Source organism: Sinorhizobium arboris LMG 14919 (genome assembly GCF_000427465.1).
Taxonomy (GTDB): Bacteria; Pseudomonadota; Alphaproteobacteria; order Rhizobiales; family Rhizobiaceae; genus Sinorhizobium; species Sinorhizobium arboris.
On sequence record NZ_ATYB01000014.1, the window covers coordinates 3,570,940 to 3,590,092 of the forward strand.

Annotated in this window: 20 protein-coding genes and 1 tRNA gene; 10 read left to right on the plus strand and 11 right to left on the minus strand. The window is 63.3% G+C overall.

Annotated features, from left to right (window positions below):
* The first annotated feature begins 136 nt into the window (after nucleotides 1-136).
* Nucleotides 137-469 carry a DUF6665 family protein gene (locus tag SINAR_RS0128360; RefSeq protein ID WP_028002221.1) on the plus strand — a complete coding sequence of 111 codons (333 nt, stop codon included), beginning with the start codon at nucleotides 137-139 and terminating at the stop codon, nucleotides 467-469.
* A gap of 63 nt (nucleotides 470-532) precedes the next feature.
* On the opposite strand, the gene SINAR_RS0128365 is transcribed toward SINAR_RS0128360, so the two are convergent.
* Nucleotides 533-1,072 carry a BA14K family protein gene (locus SINAR_RS0128365; protein ID WP_028002222.1) on the minus strand — a complete coding sequence of 180 codons (540 nt, stop codon included), beginning with the start codon at nucleotides 1,070-1,072 and terminating at the stop codon, nucleotides 533-535.
* Between the two features lie 323 nt (nucleotides 1,073-1,395).
* Here SINAR_RS0128365 and SINAR_RS0128370 point away from each other — a divergent pair.
* A tRNA-Leu gene (locus SINAR_RS0128370) sits at nucleotides 1,396-1,482 on the plus strand.
* A 127-nt stretch (nucleotides 1,483-1,609) separates the two neighbouring features.
* Here SINAR_RS0128370 and cya1 read toward each other — a convergent pair.
* The 3 genes from cya1 to SINAR_RS0128385 all read right to left on the minus strand — a co-directional run bounded on the left by cya1 (nucleotide 1,610) and on the right by SINAR_RS0128385 (nucleotide 5,133).
* On the minus strand, nucleotides 1,610-3,607 hold the full coding sequence (gene cya1 / locus SINAR_RS0128375; protein WP_028002223.1) for an adenylate cyclase Cya1: 1,998 nt from the start codon (nucleotides 3,605-3,607) through the stop codon (nucleotides 1,610-1,612).
* Nucleotides 3,608-3,671: 64 nt separating this feature from the next.
* The gene (locus tag SINAR_RS0128380) at nucleotides 3,672-4,718 is read right to left on the minus strand and encodes a hydroxyacid dehydrogenase (protein WP_028002224.1); all 1,047 of its coding nucleotides are present in this window, start codon (nucleotides 4,716-4,718) and stop codon (nucleotides 3,672-3,674) included.
* Nucleotides 4,719-4,803: 85 nt separating this feature from the next.
* Complete coding sequence (locus SINAR_RS0128385; protein ID WP_028002225.1) at nucleotides 4,804-5,133, minus strand: hypothetical protein; 330 nt, start codon at nucleotides 5,131-5,133, stop codon at nucleotides 4,804-4,806.
* A 208-nt stretch (nucleotides 5,134-5,341) separates the two neighbouring features.
* Here SINAR_RS0128385 and SINAR_RS0128390 point away from each other — a divergent pair, with 208 nt between their 5' ends.
* Nucleotides 5,342-5,968 (plus strand): ribonuclease D, encoded by a 627-nt coding sequence (locus SINAR_RS0128390; protein WP_028002226.1) that lies wholly within the window; start codon nucleotides 5,342-5,344, stop codon nucleotides 5,966-5,968.
* A gap of 182 nt (nucleotides 5,969-6,150) precedes the next feature.
* Here SINAR_RS0128390 and SINAR_RS0128395 read toward each other — a convergent pair whose 3' ends face one another.
* Nucleotides 6,151-6,432 carry an Rdx family protein gene (locus SINAR_RS0128395; RefSeq protein WP_028002227.1) on the minus strand — a complete coding sequence of 94 codons (282 nt, stop codon included), beginning with the start codon at nucleotides 6,430-6,432 and terminating at the stop codon, nucleotides 6,151-6,153.
* Nucleotides 6,433-6,627: 195 nt separating this feature from the next.
* On the opposite strand from SINAR_RS0128395, the gene SINAR_RS0128400 reads away from it, so the two are divergent.
* Nucleotides 6,628-7,080 (plus strand): DoxX family protein, encoded by a 453-nt coding sequence (locus SINAR_RS0128400; protein WP_028002228.1) that lies wholly within the window; start codon nucleotides 6,628-6,630, stop codon nucleotides 7,078-7,080.
* 70 nt (nucleotides 7,081-7,150) lie between these two features.
* On the opposite strand, the gene rnk is transcribed toward SINAR_RS0128400, so the two are convergent.
* The gene (gene rnk / locus SINAR_RS0128405) at nucleotides 7,151-7,558 is read right to left on the minus strand and encodes a nucleoside diphosphate kinase regulator (protein ID WP_028002229.1); all 408 of its coding nucleotides are present in this window, start codon (nucleotides 7,556-7,558) and stop codon (nucleotides 7,151-7,153) included.
* Nucleotides 7,559-7,892: 334 nt separating this feature from the next.
* Here rnk and SINAR_RS0128415 point away from each other — a divergent pair, with 334 nt between their 5' ends.
* Entirely contained in the window at nucleotides 7,893-8,384 is a 492-nt protein-coding gene (locus tag SINAR_RS0128415) for a GFA family protein (protein WP_028002230.1), read from the plus strand.
* 75 nt (nucleotides 8,385-8,459) lie between these two features.
* Here the strand turns inward: SINAR_RS0128415 and lepA are convergent, their stop codons facing one another.
* Complete coding sequence (gene lepA / locus SINAR_RS0128420) at nucleotides 8,460-10,295, minus strand: translation elongation factor 4 (RefSeq protein ID WP_028002231.1); 1,836 nt, start codon at nucleotides 10,293-10,295, stop codon at nucleotides 8,460-8,462.
* Between the two features lie 49 nt (nucleotides 10,296-10,344).
* Nucleotides 10,345-11,610, minus strand: a complete 1,266-nt coding sequence (locus SINAR_RS0128425; RefSeq protein ID WP_028002232.1) for an MFS transporter — start codon at nucleotides 11,608-11,610, stop codon at nucleotides 10,345-10,347.
* 185 nt (nucleotides 11,611-11,795) lie between these two features.
* Here SINAR_RS0128425 and SINAR_RS0128430 point away from each other — a divergent pair, with 185 nt between their 5' ends.
* Nucleotides 11,796-12,374, plus strand: a complete 579-nt coding sequence (locus SINAR_RS0128430; RefSeq protein WP_028002233.1) for a helix-turn-helix domain-containing protein — start codon at nucleotides 11,796-11,798, stop codon at nucleotides 12,372-12,374.
* A 1-nt stretch (nucleotide 12,375) separates the two neighbouring features.
* Nucleotides 12,376-12,903, plus strand: coding sequence for a GNAT family N-acetyltransferase (locus tag SINAR_RS0128435; protein WP_028002234.1), 528 nt, complete (start codon nucleotides 12,376-12,378; stop codon nucleotides 12,901-12,903).
* 90 nt (nucleotides 12,904-12,993) lie between these two features.
* Here SINAR_RS0128435 and SINAR_RS0128440 read toward each other — a convergent pair whose 3' ends face one another.
* Nucleotides 12,994-13,632 (minus strand): exopolysaccharide biosynthesis protein, encoded by a 639-nt coding sequence (locus SINAR_RS0128440; RefSeq protein WP_028002235.1) that lies wholly within the window; start codon nucleotides 13,630-13,632, stop codon nucleotides 12,994-12,996.
* A 259-nt stretch (nucleotides 13,633-13,891) separates the two neighbouring features.
* Between SINAR_RS0128440 and SINAR_RS0128445 the strand changes: the two genes are divergently transcribed.
* Nucleotides 13,892-14,557 (plus strand): YiaD family glycine zipper/OmpA-like lipoprotein, encoded by a 666-nt coding sequence (locus tag SINAR_RS0128445; RefSeq protein WP_028002236.1) that lies wholly within the window; start codon nucleotides 13,892-13,894, stop codon nucleotides 14,555-14,557.
* Nucleotides 14,558-14,734: 177 nt separating this feature from the next.
* On the opposite strand, the gene SINAR_RS0128450 is transcribed toward SINAR_RS0128445, so the two are convergent.
* Together SINAR_RS0128450 and epmA are read right to left on the minus strand one after the other, a co-directional pair.
* Nucleotides 14,735-15,787 (minus strand): lysine-2,3-aminomutase-like protein, encoded by a 1,053-nt coding sequence (locus SINAR_RS0128450; RefSeq protein ID WP_028002237.1) that lies wholly within the window; start codon nucleotides 15,785-15,787, stop codon nucleotides 14,735-14,737.
* Nucleotides 15,784-16,836 (minus strand): EF-P lysine aminoacylase EpmA, encoded by a 1,053-nt coding sequence (gene epmA / locus SINAR_RS0128455; protein WP_028002238.1) that lies wholly within the window; start codon nucleotides 16,834-16,836, stop codon nucleotides 15,784-15,786. Before epmA ends, SINAR_RS0128450 begins: the two co-directional genes overlap by 4 nt.
* A 161-nt stretch (nucleotides 16,837-16,997) precedes the next feature.
* Here epmA and efp point away from each other — a divergent pair, with 161 nt between their 5' ends.
* Both efp and cfa1 read left to right on the plus strand, forming a co-directional pair.
* On the plus strand, nucleotides 16,998-17,567 hold the full coding sequence (efp, locus tag SINAR_RS0128460) for an elongation factor P (protein ID WP_028002239.1): 570 nt from the start codon (nucleotides 16,998-17,000) through the stop codon (nucleotides 17,565-17,567).
* A 211-nt stretch (nucleotides 17,568-17,778) separates the two neighbouring features.
* Nucleotides 17,779-19,020: a cyclopropane-fatty-acyl-phospholipid synthase gene (gene cfa1, locus SINAR_RS0128465; RefSeq protein ID WP_028002240.1), complete on the plus strand. Its 1,242-nt coding sequence runs from the start codon at nucleotides 17,779-17,781 to the stop codon at nucleotides 19,018-19,020.
* Nucleotides 19,021-19,153 lie beyond the last annotated feature (133 nt).

The window sequence follows — 19,153 nt, forward strand, 5'->3', positions numbered from 1 at the left end:
CTCGGGCTTGAGCCGCGAGCTTAAGCCAAGGAAGTTTATGAGATGTTAACCATCGAGATGCGGTGCGCGTTCTGCGGACTCCTTGCGCGAACCTCTTTCACGGGCCATCTTATCCGCAAGCTTGATGGAGCCGCCCATGACGTTTCGTCCGCCGCAATCGCTGCGCCGCTTCGATCTTACAGGCAACGGGGTTAACGTCCTCGAATACGAACTAATGGCCGAGCGTGCCGACGCTCTGGGGCGCAACGGCCTGAAGGTCGAGAAGGCGATTGCCGCCCTGCATGCCTATGACAGCAACAGGCATCCACCGTTCGAGCGCGAACGGTTGCTCGATGAAGCGGCCGACGCGGTTTGGGCCTTTCTCATCCAACGCGAGATCTGCGGCCTTCGCGACAGCCGCGACGCCGTGCACCGCTACGGCATTCCGAAGGAGGTCATGGCGCGCGTCGGGATCGTCAGGAAGCGTTAATCGTCGCCGTGCCCGCGCGTCTGACATACGCGCGGAACTCGATGAAAGCAAAGGCACGCACCCCTACCGATAGGGCGAATAGCAGACCCGATAGACTCCGCCATAGGTCAGGTATCGGCTGGTCGCCGGGTTATAGGACCGATAGCGCGACAGGCACCAGCTGACATGGGTATTGCCGCCGCTCCGGACGTAGCCGCCGCCATAGTAGCGCGGCCTGTAGGAGCGATAACCGTAATATCCGGGACTCGGATAACGGTAGCTGTAATAGCCGGGGCCGTAATAGCGCGGTCCGTAATAATAGCGGTTCCCATAATACGGCCGGTAGCGGTAGCTGGGGCCGAAATAGAAGCTTATTCCGGACCGCCGGTAGTAGGGGCTCCATCCCGGATAGTAGCCGGGTCCCCAGCCGCCGTAGTAACCGCGGCGAAAATAGCCGCCGCGCCACCCGTAGGGCCCGCGATGCGTAGCATTTTCGACGTCGGCCGGCGCCTTGATCGCGATGTCGAGCGCCGGGCGCGGCATGGCCTGAACGGACGTTACAGGGGGAACCGCGCAGGCGGCGGCGAGTGCGCAGCTCACAACGAAATTCCGAAATTTCGTCATTTTCTCCTCACTTTCCGAAAGCCATTGCTTCCGGTCTTCGTCCCTGCTCCTTATGAGTTCGATATCTTATAGCATTCGTGGCGGCGGGGCGCGCTTCGCGTCGGTCGGACGCGAGGCCGTCCGGACTTGCGCCCGATCCGCCATCCCTCAAGCATGCGCCTCTCCGACGTCCATGTCACTGAAATTCTTCTCCTATCACCCTGGAGGAAATGTCGGGCGGGGAGCGGCCTCCCACCCATCCGCGCGCTTTTTCACGATCGGACAGGAAAACTTCAAAATGCCTGTTGACACTTCGGTCAGGGCCTTTTACATGCCGGTCCGTCGCCCAGATGGCGGAATTGGTAGACGCGCCAGCTTCAGGTGCTGGTACTCGCAAGGGTGTGGAGGTTCGAGTCCTCTTCTGGGCACCAAATTCCCTTATCCGTACCGCTTCGCGGTACCGGAGGTCAAAAAGCCCGGGTTCCCGGGCTTTTTTGCTTTTGAAGTCTCAGAACGACTTCAGCGCCGCCGCTGCAGCACCTTTTCTGAGATCGCCCCTCAGGCGGCCGTTCCGGTTTCGGCGGTATTCGCTGCGCGGGTGACGCCTACCACCTCGTAGATGTCGAGGGCAGTCGAGCGGCCTTTCGCCTTGGCGGTGCCGAGCGGGCGGAACTGGACCATGTCCTTGCATTGGGCCACCACAGCGCCGCTTGCAAGAATGCTCGTGCCGTAATCCTTGTTCATACCCTCGAGCCGCGAGGCGACGTTCACCGTGTCGCCCATGGCGGTATATTGGAGCCGTTCCTTGGCGCCGACACTGCCGACGACGGCCGTGCCGGTGTGGATGCCGAAGCGGGTGCGGAATTCCGGCAACCCCCTGGCGCGTTGCGCAGCATTGAAGGCCTCCAGCCTCTCCTCGACCGCGAGTGCGCAGCGACAGGCATGCTCGGCATGCCTGATGTCGGCGACCGGCGCATTCCACATGGCGAAGACCGAGTCTCCATGGAACTGGATGATGGTACCGTCATGCGCGGCGACGACCTCGCTGAAGAGATCGAAATACCCCGAGAGCATCGCAACCACTTCTTCCGGCGAGCGCCCTTCGCTGATGGTGGTGAAGTCGTAGATGTCGGTGAACAGTGCCGTCACCTCCTGCCGCCACGCGGCACGCCCGCCGAAATGCCCGGACTCGATGCCCTTGCGCACCAGTTCCTTGGGCACATAGAGCGCGAAGGTGAAGATCGCATCACGGGCCTTGTTCATTGCGCCGTTGAGCGTCGAGATTTCCGCTACATGCGAGGAAACCTCGATGGGCGTGGTGAAATCCAGGTCCTGCAGGCGGTTGGCGCTGTCGGTGAGTTGGTTGAGCGATTTCGTGATCAGATGCGCGAGCACGAGTGCCAGGAGAACGGCGGCCACCACCACCGCCCCGGAGACGGCAAGTCCCTGAACCAGGGTTTCGTTCGCCGCCTCCAGCAGTTCGTCGAGCGGTGCCGCGACGACCACCCGGTGTCCGGACAGGAGCAATGCCGATTCGAGCGGCGCCACCGTGACGAGATAGGTGCGGTCCCCGGTCTCGACGAGAGTTGCCTTTCCGGCCGGTGGCGGATTGCGCCGGATGCTCTCGATCAATCCATCCTCTTGCGGCGTCGCAACCGGTCGGTCCTTCCCTTTTGCTGCCATGATGCGCCGCATCATGGTGGAGTCGGAGTGGATGATCGGCCTTCCGACCGCATCGAGGACGAACGAAATCGAATCGTCGGTCAGCCGCTCGCGGGACAGAAAGTCCGTGATCGTATCGAGAACGACATCGGCGCCGATGACGATCTTCGGGTTGCCGCGGTGCGCTTGCGATATGGTCATCCCGAGATTGCCGGTCGTGGCCATCTCATAGGGGCCGATCGCCACCGGCGACTTGCCGTTGACGGCCGCGCGGTACCAGGGACGCGTCCGGGGGTCGAAGCCGTTGGGAGCAGCGCGGCGTTCGGCAAATTGCAGACCGCTCGCGTCGAGGAACAGGATACGGTCGAACGGCTTGCCCCGGTCGTCCCTCTCCATCGAGCGCACGGCGATGGCCGCCCCCCGCGGTGCGTCCAGCGCCATGCGCCAGGCGGCCGAGTCGAGGTCGACCACATGAAAAAATGCGCCGCTCGGATAACCGACATAGACGCCGTCGATGTGCGGTGAGCGGGCAATTCCCTCGCGCAGCACCGCCACTTTGTCGTTCATCCGCTCCGGCGGCGGCACGAGAAAGGAATTGGCCACGGACGCGACGAGACTGACAAGCGCGGAGGTGTCCCCGGAAAGCACGCCGAGACGATCGACCAGGCGACCGACAAAGGCGCTCATATTGTCTTCGGCACCGGCGATCGCAGCGCTGCGTGCGCGGCGGTAATCCAGTCCCACCAGCGTCCCCGACACCACGATCAGCATCGCAACCATCACGAAACCGAGCAGCGACCGCAGTGAGCTGGTCCAGGTCCGAGAAGGCTTATCCGCGTTGGAACCTTGCATGCTATCGATGTCCTTGCATCCGGATTCCGAGTCTTGCAGCATTGCACCGGATTTGCATAGGGCCACCGGTCGGATGCGACCTGCGCTTGTGCCGCCGATGACGTCTTCAGTTGACGGTGACCGGCCTCGAACGCATGCGCGCCACCGTCTCCCGTTCCGCCCGCTTGCAGCGCATCGGCGGCAGGTCGCGGTCCATCAGCTCCATGTCCTCGAGCACCATCGCGCCCATCCTCTTGAAGGCCACGTCGAGCGCACCCGCCCGGTGCGCCGAGCGCAGGAAGCCGGGAAGTTGGCGGACAGGGTGCCCAAGGGGCAGGGGCTCCTCCGGGAAGACGTCGCTTGCCGCGCGGATGTGGCCGCTCTCGACGGCTGCGATCAACGCATCGAAATCCACGACGCCGGCGCGGCTCAGGAGAATGAAGGCGGCGCCCGGGCGCATCGACGCAAAGGCCCTGGCGCCGAGGAAGCCCTCATTGTCGCTGGTTACCGCCGCGACCACAAACAGGAAGTCGCTCTCGGCAAGCACAGTCTCGAGCGACGCCGGTTCGACGCCGTTGTCGAGAAGAATGGAGGCGGGCAGCCAGGGATCGTAAACCCGGGTCTTCGCACGAAATCCCGAAAGGACGCGGTTGAGCGCCTTGCCGAGATCGCCGAAACCGATGATGCCGATCTCCGAGCCCGAGAGGAGGCGGGCGGCATGGTTGCCCTCTCCGCCCCAGCGCTCGCGCCCCTCGCGAAAATCGACATCCGCATCGACGATGCCGCGAGCGAGGTTGAGCGCCATGGCGAGCCCCATCTCCGCCACCGGTTCGGCGAAGACCTGGCCGGTGGTGAGCACGTGGATGCCGCGCTGGAAGATAAGCTCATAAGGCATGTTGTCGATGAGGTTGCTTTCGACGTTGAGAACGGCCCGAAGCCGCGGCATGCGCCGGAGCGTGTCCGCGGAAAGCGGCGGCTGCCCGACGATGTAGCGGGCCTCGGAGAGGACGGCCGAGCCGAGCCCGGCGATGTTCTCCGGATCGGCTTCGACCACGCGGTAGCGCTCATGGAGCCGCGCAAGTGCGTCGGGCGTGAAGATCAGATCGAGGGTGCGTGGCGCGGGCGCGCTGATGACAAGGGGCCCTTCGCTTCGCGGCCTGTCGATTTCGGGCATGGTTTCCTCCGGTTAGTGACGTCCCGGGCACAGTTTCGCCTTTCCCGCGCGTGCAGTGCAAGCGTGCTTTCTGCTGGGGCCGAGCTCAATAGTTGAGGCCGCGCTTCTGCCGCTCGAGCGACGGCGGCAGCCCGCCGCTCTGAAAGATCGGGCCGTTGCTCTCGCGGCAGCGGTAGACCGTATCGTAACGGGGGCGGCCGTGAGTTGATTCGAAAGGGCCGTAGCGGTCGATGAAAACCTGCTGGCAAACGACGTTTTTGTCGTCGCCCAGCGGGTTCGCCGGACGCACGCCCGGCAGGTCATGGAAGGACTGCACCAGCTCGAAGCCGGCCCCGCCCGCGAGGCTCGAACCGGGCGGGAGGATCAACAACAGGGCGATGAGGGGAGGCGCCAGGGCGAAACGGAACCAGGTCATATACGAACTTTCTCGGGGTACCGGCAAACGGAACATCCGCCGAAGGACAAGGTATCGCCGCGAGCCAACATGCGCTATAGGCCAGCTACGCTCCACAGCGCCCGCGCACCTGATCAGACAGGCCGGGATCGCTGCAGCACTTGAATCTCAGCAGGAATTCCTGAACCGTTCTCAGGGAAACATGCAAGTAACGATCTGGGGATTTTCGATGGCGAATACAATAAGGTTCCACGAGGGCGATATTTCCGAGACCGACGCTGCCCGCTATTCGGACGCGATCGCGATCGATACGGAAACGCTCGGTCTCGTCCCCCGCCGCGATCGCCTCTGTGTCGTGCAGCTTTCACCGGGTGACGGCACCGCCGACGTGGTCCGCATCGCCGCCGGCCAGAAGCAAGCGCCGAACCTCGTCGCTATGCTCGCCGATCCGGCGAGGCAGAAAATCTTTCATTTCGGCCGCTTCGACATCGCCGTGCTGTTTCATACCTTCGGAGTGACTGCGTCGCCGGTCTTTTGTACCAAGATCGCCTCCCGTCTCGCCCGCACCTATACGGACCGGCACGGCCTCAAGGACAATCTCAAGGAACTGCTCGATATCGACATTTCCAAGCAGCAGCAGTCTTCCGACTGGGCGGCCGATATCCTTTCGCCTGCACAGCTCGAATATGCCGCTTCCGACGTCCTTCACCTGCACGCCCTGCGCGACAAGCTGACCGCGCGCCTCCTGCGCGATGGCCGGATGGAACTCGCCGAAGACTGCTTCTCGTTTCTGCCGACCCGTGCCAAGCTCGATCTCCTCGGCTGGGAGGAAACGGATATTTTTGCGCATAGCTGACGCGTTTCGCCCTCTCCTCCCTCATCGCTTTGCTCGTAACAGGGTTCCGGCAGCGCCGCGTCCGCGGCGCGGAGGAGCCTTCCAGTCCAAGAACTTGGGCTGGCTGGATTCCTTTGACAGGCACAGGAACGAGATTGAAGGTGAGCCTTGCGCGCTGCACGTCAGCTGCGCCTGGGTGGCACCTAGCCCCTGTCCGTGTGGCCGAGATCGCGTTCGGGTTCGATCACGTCGCGAATGCGCTGCTTCAGCTCCTTCGGCCCGGGAAAGCCGCCGTCGCGCTTGCGTTCCCAAATCAGCGCGCCGTCGACGCGAATCTCGAAATTGCCGCCGGTCCCGGGTATCAGCGCCACCTCGGCAATCGTGTCGGCGAAGGTCGACAGGAGCTCCTGCGCCATCCATCCGGCGCGCAGCAGCCAGTTGCACTGGGTGCAGTAGAGGATGGTAATGCGTGGCTTCTCGCTCATCTTACATGTCCCGTTCGCTTGGCTTCCGCGTCACAGGAAATATGGAACAGCATCGTCGTGCAAGCGTCGCCTTCACGCATATCTCACATAAATGTCACCTTCAGCCGTCATGTTTTTAGCGCTGAACCCCTTGTTTTCCAAGGGGGCTGAGGCAAGAGACATCCCTGATTTGCAACACACTGCGAAAGGGATTTCATGACCGATACCGCTGCCAACGACCGACCGCGCGCGATCCTGCCGGCGCTCGAGAAGATTTATCTGCCGCTCGACACCTTCGCCGAGACGCTGTTGCGCGTCGTGGCAGGCGCACTGCTCGTCACCCACGGCTACGGCAAGATCCTCAACCCCTTCGGTGCGGCCGGCATGGTGGAAGGGCTCGGCTTCTATCCAGGCGTCTTCTGGTCGCCCCTGCTTTCCGCAACCGAGTTCTTCGGCGGCATCTTCATTGCCATCGGCTTCCTGACGCGGCCGGCGGCGCTTGCCGCGACCATCGTTCTGCTCGTTACCGTCTACTTCCACGGCATCGTCCAGGGTCAGGGTCTCGGCGGAGCGGAGAAATCCATTCTCTGGGCGGCGATGACCTTCTTCTTTGCCATCCGCGGTGCCAACAGCCAGTCTGTCGACGCCAAGCTCGGCCGGCAGTTCTGAGGCCGCCTCCGGATCGTTTCATCGCTGCAACGAAGCAATGAAACGATCCAGGCCGTTGCGGCGGCACTTTTCAGCCAGGTGTCGACACCACGCTGCGGATCGTCATCCGGTGTACCTTGCCGGCCCTGTCGACCCAGTCGATCGACTGTCCGACGGAAAGGCCGATAAGCGCGGCCCCGATCGGCGTCAGCACGGAAACCTTGCCGGCCTCGATGTCGGCCTCCCCCGGATAGACGAGCCTTACTTCCTTCGCAAAGCCGTTGTCGGCATCGAAAGCGACCGTCGAGCCCATCTGCACGCTGTCCTTGGGCAGCTTGCCCGGCGCAGCGATGCGCGCACGATCGAGTTCGGAAAGAAGCGCTTCCGCGACTTCAGGCACGCGGTCGAGCGCCGAAGAGGCGATCGCCGTCAGACGTGCATGGTCTTCGGCATTGATGACGATCGAGGGAAGCTTGTTGCGGGTTGTCGTGTCCGCCATGACTGATACCTGTGCATTGGCGCGCCGCTACGGTTGCGCCCTAAGTGAATGTTCATGATGATTGCGCTCGCCGTTCGGAAGAAAAAGGCTTGGCCATCTGCCTGCCGATGCGTCGGTCCCCTTACCCGGAGAGCGCACGCATCCGGGCCGGGGTCAGGTTCCTGCGATAGGGCAGACCCGGAAGGAACAGCGGAAATGGATGGCGAGCACTGACATGGGCCTGAACGTCGGAAACTTCACCCACGAAGTCAAGTCCGCCGTTCCACTTGAAACGCCGCATCGCCCGTGATCAAAGTTTTGCCCGGAGGTCGACCCTGATGGAGGAGGTGGATCGATGAGTGAAGCGATTGAGGGCGGCTGCTTCTGTGGCCGCATCCGTTACCGGCTGAAGGCGCGGCCGATGTTCGTGCACTGCTGCCACTGCAGGGATTGCCAGCGGCAGCTGGGCAGCGCCTTCGTGATCAACGGCATTGTCGAGGCGGAAAATGTCGACATCCTCCAGGGAGCGCCCGTAATGCTATCGCTTTCGACGGACAGCGGCCGTCCGCACGACGTCTATCGCTGCGCCGATTGCCAGTCGGCGCTCTGGAGCGATTACGGCCGGCGCAAATGGCTCTCATTCGTCCGCCTCGCAACGCTCGACCGGCCGTCGACCTTTTCGCCGGATGTGCATATCTACGCCCGCTCGAAACTGGACTGGGTGCCGCTGCCGGCGGGCGCCCGGGTATTCCAAGAATATTACGACGTACAGGCGGAGTGGCCGAAGGAAAGCCTGGAGCGGCTCAACGAGGCGCGCGCCCGGGCGAAAGGATCGGAGCGGACGTGACGGTCTCGCCGCGCGGATGTCACGAGCCGGCGACCAGATCGATGCGCATATTTATCGCACCGACCTGGTTTGACATCACTCGTCGCTCATCTTCAACGCGGCGATGAACGCCTCCTGCGGGATTTCCACCTTGCCGAACTGGCGCATCCGCTTCTTGCCCGCCTTCTGCTTCTCCAGAAGCTTGCGCTTTCGGGTGGCGTCCCCGCCGTAGCATTTGGCGGTTACGTCCTTGCGCAGCGCCGAAATCGTTTCGCGGGCGATCACGTTGCCGCCGATGGCGGCCTGGATCGGGATCTTGAACATGTGCTTCGGGATCAGCTCCTTCAGCTTCTCGCACATTTCGCGGCCGCGCTTTTCCGCTGCCATCCGGTGGACCATCATCGAAAGCGCGTCCACGGGCTCGCCGTTGACGAGGATCGACATCTTCACAAGGTTGCCTTCCTTGTGCTCGGTGATCTGGTAGTCGAAGGAGGCGTATCCCTTCGAGATCGATTTCAGCCGGTCGTAGAAATCGAACACGACCTCGTTGAGCGGCAGGTCATAGGTCAGCATGGCGCGGGTGCCGACATAGGTCAGCTCTACCTGGATACCTCGACGATCCTGGCAGAGCTTCAGGATGCCGCCGAGATATTCGTCGGGCGTCAGGATCGTCGCGCGGATCCACGGTTCGTGGATTTCAGCGATCTTGACCACATCGGGCATATCGGCGGGGTTGTGAAGCTCGCGCTCCGAACCGTCTGTCATGAACAGCTTGTAGACGACCGAGGGTGCCGTCGCGATCAGATCGAGATCGAATTCGCGCTCCAGGCGTTCCTGGATGATTTCAAGGTGCAGAAGGCCGAGGAAACCGCAGCGGAAACCGAAGCCGAGCGCGGCGGAGGACTCCATTTCAAAAGAGAAGGAGGCGTCGTTGAGGCGCAGCTTGCCCATGGCCGAGCGCAAGTCCTCGAAATCGGCTGCGTCGACCGGGAAGAGGCCGCAGAACACGACCGGCTGGGCCGGCTTGAAGCCCGGCAGTGCCTTGGCCGTCGGCCGCTTGTCCTCGGTGATGGTATCGCCCACGCGTGTGTCGGCCACTTCCTTGATCGAGGCGGTGATGAAGCCGATTTCGCCGGGGCCGAGCGCCTCCATGGCGACCATCTTCGGCGTCAGGACGCCGACGCGCTCCACCTGGTATTTCGCGTCCGTCCCCATCATGCGGATGGTCATGCCCTTCTTCAGCGTTCCGTCGATAACGCGCACCAGAACCATGACGCCGAGATAGGTGTCATACCAGCTGTCGACGAGCAGTGCCTTCAGCGGCGCGGTATCGCCGCCCTCGCTCTTAGGGGCCGGCAGCTTGTGCACGATCGCTTCGAGAACGTCCGGAATACCGAGGCCGGTCTTGGCCGAGATCAGCACGGCGTCGGAGGCGTCGATGCCGATCACTTCCTCGATCTGCTCCTTGATCCGGTCCGGCTCGGCCGCCGGCAGGTCGATCTTGTTCAAAACGGTGACGAGCTCGTGATCGTTGTCGATCGCCTGGTAGACATTGGCGAGCGTCTGGGCTTCGACGCCCTGGCTGGCGTCGACGACGAGCAGCGAACCTTCGCAGGCCGACAGCGAACGCGAAACCTCATAGGCGAAGTCGACGTGGCCGGGCGTGTCGATCAGGTTCAGAACATAGGTCTCGCCGTCATTCGCCTTGTAGTGGAGGCGCACGGTTTGGGCCTTGATGGTGATGCCGCGTTCGCGCTCGATATCCATGCTGTCCAAGACCTGCTCGGACATTTCTCGCTCGGCGAGGCCGCCGGTCGACTGAATCAGCCGGTCGGCGAGCGTCGATTTGCCGTGATCGATATGCGCCACGATCGAGAAGTTGCGGATACGCGACAGGGGCGTCTTGGAAGATGATGTGCTCATGGGCCGCATATAGCAGCGCGTTCAGGCGCCGCAAAGCGGGAAATGAAGGCTTCGTTCACTATAAATCCGGGCGTCGGGCCGGCCATTCCGCTCGCGCTTCGGTCTCGGCCAGCGCCGCGGCGTTCGGCAGCTGGGCGCTTCTGAATTCGAAGGTGTCGCAGAGCTCGGGCGGGACGCGTTCGCGAGAGAGGAGGCGAATGAGCACGAAGAGGGCATAGAGGAGCGCCACGGTCATCGTCGCGTAGATGAACGTTCGCTGACCGAAGGCCGGCGTGAACAGGGTTACCAGCATCGGAACCAGCGTTGCCGCCCCCGACCAGGCGACCAGCATGGTGCTGGCGAGCGGCACGAAATCCGCCGGATCGGTGCGGTCGTTGGCATGGGCATTGGCAATCGAATAGACGGTCTCGACCGCCCCGGCGAAGATCGCAAAAACCACAATGAGCAGGAGCAGGTTGTCGAAGGTGACGGTAAGCGCGGCAACTCCCGCCGCCATGACGAGCGTACAGGTGGCGATCAGGACGATCCGGCGGTCGGTGCGGTCGGAGAGGGCGCCCATCGGATATTGAATGAAGAGCAGGCCGAACTGCATGACGAACATCAATGTGGCCACGTCTTTCTGGCTGACCTCGTTGGCGGCGGCATAGATCGGCGTGAAGCCCTGTACCAGCATGGAGAGACCGCCGGACGCAAGCACGCCGACGAAGGCGACCGGGGAAATCCGCCAGACCATAGGAATGTCGATGCTGACTCTTGCAGGGGCGGGCGGCGTCGGCAGCCGCGTGAGGCCGATCGGAAGGATAGCGATCGCCGTGAAGAAGACGGTGACGATCGGGGCGAGATTACCCTCCGCCGGGATCTGTCCGAAGAGCCAGGCGCCGGCGCCGAGCCCGATGACATAGGCCATGTAGAAAAGCGCCATCGCCCGGCCGCGCCAGTGGTTCTCGCTGGCATGGTTCAGCCAGCTCTGCGTGATGATGAAATTCATGTTGGCGGCAATGCCGTAGAGACCGCGCGCGGCCACCCAAAGCAGCGGATGAACGCCGAGGCTGATTGTCAGCGCCGCGATGATCACGAGCGCCATAGAGCAGGAAAAGGCGCGGGCGTGTCCGACGCGGCGAATGAGCGAGCCGCCCAGGAGACAGCCGATGAGGCCGCCGAAAGCGATCGCCGTCACCGCAGCGCCCGGAACCCAGTCCGGCGCCGTCGAGCGCGTCAGCACGAAGGGGACATAGGCGAGCATCATGCCGTTGCCGACCGCCACTGATGTCATCGAGGCGACAATGCTCGCGATCGACAGCAGCGACGAACGCGATCTATCCACCTGCCTGTCCTCCTGCCGATCGTACGGGACTGATCTAAATTAGAGGTTGAATATTTTTTGGGAATCGATGCGGAAGCGGCACCCTAGATCAGGATGCGCCCCGACGCTGTCGTCAAAACGGCATGGGCGAAAATTTTTGTGTGCGCCGCGTTGACTCCATTATATGGGAAATGCAGTCTCAAATAATGGAATCAGTAGCTGCTCCCCTCGAACGGGTCATCGGTGTTCGCGTTCGCGAGCTGCGCGCCGCGCAGGACCTAACGCTCGATGATCTCGCGACACGTTCCGGCGTCAGCCGCGCCATGATCTCGCGCATCGAGCGCGGCGAGGCGAGCCCGACGGCGCAGCTTCTGGCGAAGCTCTGCAGCGCATTGGGTACGACGCTTTCGGCGCTCTTCGCATCCGAAACGAGCGATGCCTCGCCCCTGGTCCGGCGGGAAGAGCAGCGGATGTGGCGCGATCCCGAAAGCGGCTATGTGCGCCGCTCGGTCTCGCCGGAAGGCTTAGGCTCGCCGGTCGACATCGTCGAGGTCGAGTTTCCGCCCCGAGCCCGCGTCGTCTTCGAGCAACAGCCCATGGATCGCGGCATCACCCAGCACCTCTGGCTTTTCTCCGGCCGACTCGAGCTGACGATGGAAAGCGGACGCCGGCTGCTGGAGCCGGGCGATTGCCTCTTCATGGGGCTCGAACAGGCTCACATCTTTCACAACCCCTACGAAGAACCGGCGCATTACGCCGTCATTCTCTGCCGCAGCAAGGTCTGACATGCCCGACGTCGCCATCCGCCTGCTCACCGAAGAAGAAGCCCTGACCGCTCTGCCGGCCCTGGCCGAAATCCTCTCCGATTGCGTCGAAGGCGGCGCTTCGGTCGGTTTCATGCAACCCTTTTCGCCGAACGACGCCGTTCCCTTCTGGGAGGGCGTCGCCGCCGCAGTCGGGCGCAGCGAAACGGTGCTCCTGGGGGCCGAAGTCGACGGCCGGATCGTCGGCACCGTGCAGCTCGGCGTCGGGACCATGCCGAACCAGCCGCATCGCGCCGATGTCAGGAAGCTGCTCGTCCACCGCGACGCCCGCGGTCTCGGCCTGTCGCGTCGCCTGATGGATGCAGCCGAGGCGGAAGCCGTCAGGCGCGGCAGAAGAGTGCTGGTTCTCGACACGGCGACCGGAGAGCCGGCGGAAGCGATCTACGAGCGATTCGGCTGGACGCGCGCCGGTGTCGTTCCCGACTATGCGCTGATGCCGGACGGCCGCTATTGCGCAACGACCTTCTTCTACAAGCATCTTGCCGCATAGGAGGGCCCGGATGGCCTCATCCGGCTGCCGCCAACTTCTCCCGAGACGCGCCGGCGATGTGCTCAGGCGCATTGCCGGCTGACGCCCCGATCACGATACGAAGAAGTTCGAGAGGCCCTGGCCGGCGGCGAAAGCGGCATAGCCGAGGACTGCGAAATAGATCGTGGTCGCGATCAGGAAGAAATAGCCGCCGGCCACCATCAGCCCGTCGCGCTGGATGATGCCGAGCGACAGGAGCAGGATTGCGATGCCGGGGAGCGTGTTTGACAGCGGAATCAGCCCGAGCGGAAACATGAGAAGCACGCCGCCGGCCATGATCATCAGCCCGTTGAAGCGGTTCATCAGGGCGCCTTCGGTCAGGAAATTGAGCCGCGGACGCACGTAGCGGTCGAGTTTCGAGACCAGTGCCGCTCCTTTCCGGAGCGTCGGCACGAGCTTTTCCGTCTCGATCTCCCGGTCGAGGATGCGCTTCGGCAGCCACGGCAGGCGATTGAGGGTGATCGCGAGCGAAATGAGAATGATGGCCGCCCCGAAGACGGTGCTGACGCCCGGAATGGAGACCGGGATCAGGAACGGCAGCGTCAGGAGCGCGCAGAGCAGGAGGAAACCCTGTTCGCCGATCTCGATCATCAGCTCGCGCAGCGTGATCGTATTGCCTCTGATCGACGCAATCATGCCGGTGAGCGTGTCGCTGAGGCTGCGTTGCGAATCGCCGAACTCGACCGCCATATTTTTTCCCTTCACAGTTTGCGGGCGCTCCATGCGGCGCCCGCGGCTCGCATTCCTGTGCCGAACTCGTCCGGGCAGACGATAGCGCGGAGCGCGTGAAACTTCGGTTAGCGGGCCCTCTGGTCAGCAATGTGGCGAGCCCCGGTAGAAATGGTGCACCGCAACACTCCCGATCGTGGAAAGTAGAAGGCCCCTTCATCTTCCTGCCGCAATCGATAGTATGAACCGATCCTGAGCACCAATGGGGACAATTGATTCGATGATCAAGAAATGCGCCATCCTGGCTGTCGTGGCCGTCTATCTTTCCGGATGCACCACCACCGATCCCTATACGGGAGAACAGAAGATGTCGAACACGGCCGGAGGCGCCTTGATCGGCGCGGGGCTCGGTGCTGCGACCGGTCTTCTGGTGGGCGGCAGTGCCGCGGGCCGGCGTGACGCCGCTCTTGTCGGCGCAGGCATAGGCGCTCTCGGCGGCGGCCTGGTCGGAAACTACATGGATCAGCAGGAATCCGAACTTCGGGCGCAGTTGCAGGGCACCGGCGTTTCGGTAACCCGCGCCGGTGATCGCATCATCCTGAACATGCCGTCGAACATCACCTTCGCGACCGACCGCGACCAGGTGATCCCTGCCTTCTACCCGACGCTCGATTCGGTCGCGATCGTGCTGCGCAAGTTCAACAAGACGCTGATCGACGTCGACGGTCACACCGACTCGACCGGCAGCGCCTCCTACAACCAGGGGCTTTCGGAGCGGCGCGCCGCCTCGGTAGCCAACTATCTGGCCAGCCGCGGCATCGACCAGCGGCGCATGTCGGCAGTCGGTTACGGCATGGAACGGCCGGTCGCATCGAACGCCACCGAAGTCGGCCGCGCCCAAAACCGCCGCGTCGAAATCTCGATCGCGCCGATCAAGCAGGGCTGAACGGCTCCAGTCTGATGGCGAAGGGCCGCGCAGATTGCCTGCGCGGCCTTTTCAATTTCCGAATTTGCCCCTCATCCACCCGCCGTCCCTTCTCCCGACTGGCGGCGGAAGGGACGGCGGAGCTTTCTCTGTCCCCTCGTCTCGTCCTCAATTCTCGCCTGGGGCGGCGATGCTGCGTCACCCCTTCGGCGGGTATTCGTGCCTGATTCCGCGAAAATCGGTGACCGTGTAGCAGCCGCCCCCCTCCGCCTCGATCGCGCTTGCGCTGACGACGGCTTTTCCGTGGCCGCCGGGAATGTCGAGGATGTAAGCCGGCTGGCACAGGCCGGAGAGGCGTCCGCGCAGAGAGGCGACGAGCGCCTGTCCCGCCTCGATCGACAGCCGGAAATGGCTGGTGCCGGGCGCGAGATCCGGATGGTGCAGGTAATAGGGCTTGATCCGCGTCTCGACAAAGGCGCGCATCAGTTCGGCGAGCACGTCCGGATCGTCGTTGACGCCTTTCAGCAGCACGGACTGGCTCACCATCACGATGCCCGCATCGATCAGCCGCGCGGCGGCGGCACGGGCCTCGGTGGCGAGTTCCCGCGGGTGGTTGGCATGAAGCGCCACATAGGTCGCCTTGCCGCTGCTCTTCAATGCGGCGATCAGTTCCGCCTCCACCAGACCTGGCTCGACGACCGGAACGCGCGTGTGGAAGCGCACGACTTTGACGTGCTCGATTTCTCCAAGCCGCGCCATGATTTCGCCGAGCCGTCGCGGCGACAGCACCAGCGGATCGCCGCCGGTCAGGATCACCTCCCAGATTTCCGGGTGCCCGGCGATGTAGGCGATCGCGGCCTCGAGTTCCGCGGGTGCAAGCGTGCCGAGGCCCTCAGGGCCGACCATCTCGCGGCGGAAGCAGAAACGGCAATAGACCGGGCAGACGTGGACCGCCTTCAAGAGGACGCGGTCCGGATACCGGTGGACGATCCCGGCAACCGGGCTATGCGCGCCGTCGCCGATCGGATCGGCGCGCTCTTCCGGCATGAGCGCGAGTTCGGCCATGTCGGGCACGAACTGCCGCGCAATCGGGTCGTTCGGATCGTCGCGGTCGACAAGGCGCGCGATCGTCGGGCTGACGGCGACGGCATAGCGGGAGGCGACGCGCGAGATCGCCTCTTCCCGTTCCCGATCGACGAGGCCCGCCTCGGTTAGTTCTCGCGGCGTTCTGATGGCGCGTTCCACGGTCACCGCATGGCCTCCGCGACCGGGGCCCAGAGGACCTGGTCGATGCGGGATGCGCCCGTTGCGAGCATAACCAGCCGGTCGAAGCCGAGCGCGATGCCGCTCGCCTCGGGCATGCCGGCGAGCGCGGCCAGGAAGTCCTCGTCGATCGGGTAGGCCTCGCCATAGATCCGTGCTTTTTCCGCCATTTCCAGTTCGAAGCGGCGGCGCTGCTCGGCGGCGTCCGTCAGTTCGCCGAAGGCGTTCGCAAGTTCTACGCCGCAGGCATAGAGTTCGAAACGCTCGGCGACGCGAGGGTCGCCGGCCGCAGGCCGGGCAAGTGCTGCCTCGGCGACCGGATATTCGTCGAGGATGGTGGCGCGCCCGAAGCCGAGATTGGGCTCGATCTTCTCGACGAGCACGCGGCTGAAGAGATCGGCCCAGCTATCGTCTCCGGCGACGCGCAGACCGACCCTGCGCATGTCCGCGGCGAGCCCTTCGCGGTCGGTTGAGCCGTCCTCCTGGATAGAGGCGAGGAGTTCGATCCCGGCGAAGCGCGCGAAGGCTTCGGCGACCGAGAGCCGCTCCGGCTCGGCGAACGGGTTGCATTCACGTCCCCGATAAACGAGTGAACGGCTCGCAACCGTCTCGGCGGCGACCGCGAGGATCTCGGCACAGTCGCGCATCAGCGTCCCGTAGCTCTCCTCGGCGCGGTACCATTCGAGCATGGTGAATTCCGGATGGTGCAACGGTCCGCGCTCGCGATTGCGATAGACATGGGCGAAGCAGGCGATGCGCCGTTCGCCGGCAGCAATCAGCTTTTTGCAGGCAAATTCGGGCGAGGTGTGCAGGTAGAGCGGCTGAACCGTGCCGTCGAGCCCGAGGGCTTGCGTTTCGAACGCGTGCAGATGCGCCTCGTTGCCGGGCGAGATTTGCAGGGTCGCGGTATCGACCTCGATGAAATCGCGCTCATCGAAGAAGCGGCGGAGCGCCGATTGGATCCGGTTGCGCCCGATCAGGAAGGGGCGCCGGTCGGCGTGGACATCGCGGGTCCACCAGGGTGAGGCATGCTGCATGGTCTGTCGGTCCAGGGCTTTCTTCCACGCGAATGCCCGGTCAGGCTGGCTATTTGCGCGAAATTAAGGTAGTGGCGGCGCGAAAACTGAATTTTCGCGTCCCTTCCGGGCCGATCTCCGGCCCGCTCGTGTCGCTGATATCTCTGTTACAAGGAAGACTAATGGTCAAGGTCATCGCTTCTTCGGTCCGCAAGGGCAACGTTCTCGACGTCGACGGCAAGCTCTATGTCGTACTTACCGCCCAGAACTTCCATCCGGGCAAGGGCACGCCGGTCACGCAGGTCGACATGCGCCGCATTTCCGACGGCGTTAAGGTCTCCGAGCGCTACCGCACGACCGAGCAGGTCGAGCGCGCCTTCGTCGAAGACCGCGAGCACACCTTCCTTTATGAAGATGGCGAAGGCTTTCACTTCATGAACCCGGAAACCTACGACCAGCTCGTCATGAGCGCCGAAGACATCGGCGATCTGAAGGCCTATCTTCAGGAAGGGATGGCCGTGATGCTGTCGATCCACGAGGGCATCGCCATCGCCATCGACCTGCCGCGCCACGTCATTCTCGAAATCACCGAGACCGAGCCGGTCGTCAAGGGCCAGACGGCTTCCTCTTCCTACAAGCCGGCCGTGCTTTCGAACGGCGTTCGCACCCTGGTGCCGCCGCACATCCAGGCGGGCACCCGCGTCGTCATTGCGACGGAAGACGGTTCCTACGTCGAGCGCGCCAAGGACTGATCTGGTCCTCACGGAAATCGAAAACGGGGACGGCAGTCTTTGGCTGCCGTCCCCGTTTTCGTTTCCCGTGCGCAGCTGCAAATGCGGCGCGCATTTGTGTGCGCCCCAGCACTTCGAAACTGCGCCCTTCCGCACGGAAACCGCTACACATTTTTCCCGGAAGTGCTTTAGGATGCCGCCCTCTGGATCGGGATGAGAGGCGCAGTACTGCATGTTTCCACTATCGCATATGATGAAGTCCTTCATTCGCAAGGGGACCCTGACGGTGATCGACGCCGACGGCAAGAGGCACGTCTTTGCCGGCGAACCGGGGCCGAGCGTGACGATGCGGCTGACCGACAGGCGGCTCTACCGCAGCCTGGTCTTCAATGCCGAGCTCGCCGCCGGCGAAGCCTACATGGACGGCACCATGCGCTTCGAGGAGGGCTCGACGCTGCGGGACTTCCTGACGCTTTTTTCGATCAATCGCCTGTCGCTCGGCTCCTATCCGATCCAGAAGCTGTTGCGGGCGGTCAAGATGCGCTTCCGCAAGCGCCAGCAGGCGAACCCGAAAGGCAAGGCGCAACAGAACGTCGCGCACCACTACGATCTCGGCAATGATTTCTACAAGCTGTTCCTCGATGAGAACATGCTCTATTCCTGCGCCTATTTCCGCGAACCTGACGAGACGCTGGAGGCCGCTCAGCGCAACAAGCTGAGGCTGCTTGCGGCAAAGCTCTGCCTGAAACCGGGCATGAAGGTGCTCGATATCGGCTGTGGGTGGGGCGATCTCGCCCTTTATCTGGCCGCGCTCGAAGACGTCGAGGTGCTGGGCGTCACGCTTTCCAGGGAGCAGCAGGCGCTCGCCTCCGAGCGGGCGCGGGCGGCCGGGATGGCGGACCGCGTGCGTTTCGAGCTCAAGGATTACCGCGACGTCGAAGGGCCTTTCGACCGGATCGTTTCGGTCGGCATGTTCGAACATGTCGGCGTCCATCACTACGACGAGTTCTTCAAGAAGCTGAATGCACTGATGCCGGATGACGGGCTTGCCGTGCTCCATTCGATCGGCCATATGAGTCCGCCCGGCATGGCGAGCGCGTGGCTGCGGAAGTATATCTTCCCCGGCGCCTATTCTCCTGCGCTGTCGGAGGTCTTCGAGGTGGTCGAGCGCAACAGCCTATGGGTGACCGATCTCGAGTTCCTGCGCGTCCACTATGCGACGACGCTTGCCCACTGGGGCGCGCGCTTCGAGAAGAATCGCGACAAGGTGATCGGGATGTATGACGAGCGCTTCGCCCGCATGTGGGAGTTCTACCTGATCAGCGCGGAAATGATGTTCCGCACCGGCAGCCAGCTCGTCTTCCATATGCAGCTGTCGCGATCACGCGACGCGGCGCCGATCGTTCGCGACTACATCACCGATCGCCAGCGCGCCTATATCGAGAAGGAAAAGGCGCTCGACCTGGCGGTTTAGTTCAACCCCAGGATTTCCCCTCCCCAGAAGAGTCCCACAAGAGGGGAGGGGTTGGGGAGGGGTTTGCGGACGCCGATCGTAGAGCTGCGGAAACCGCCCAAGAAGATGCGTTGCCGCCGATCCGTCGCCTTGA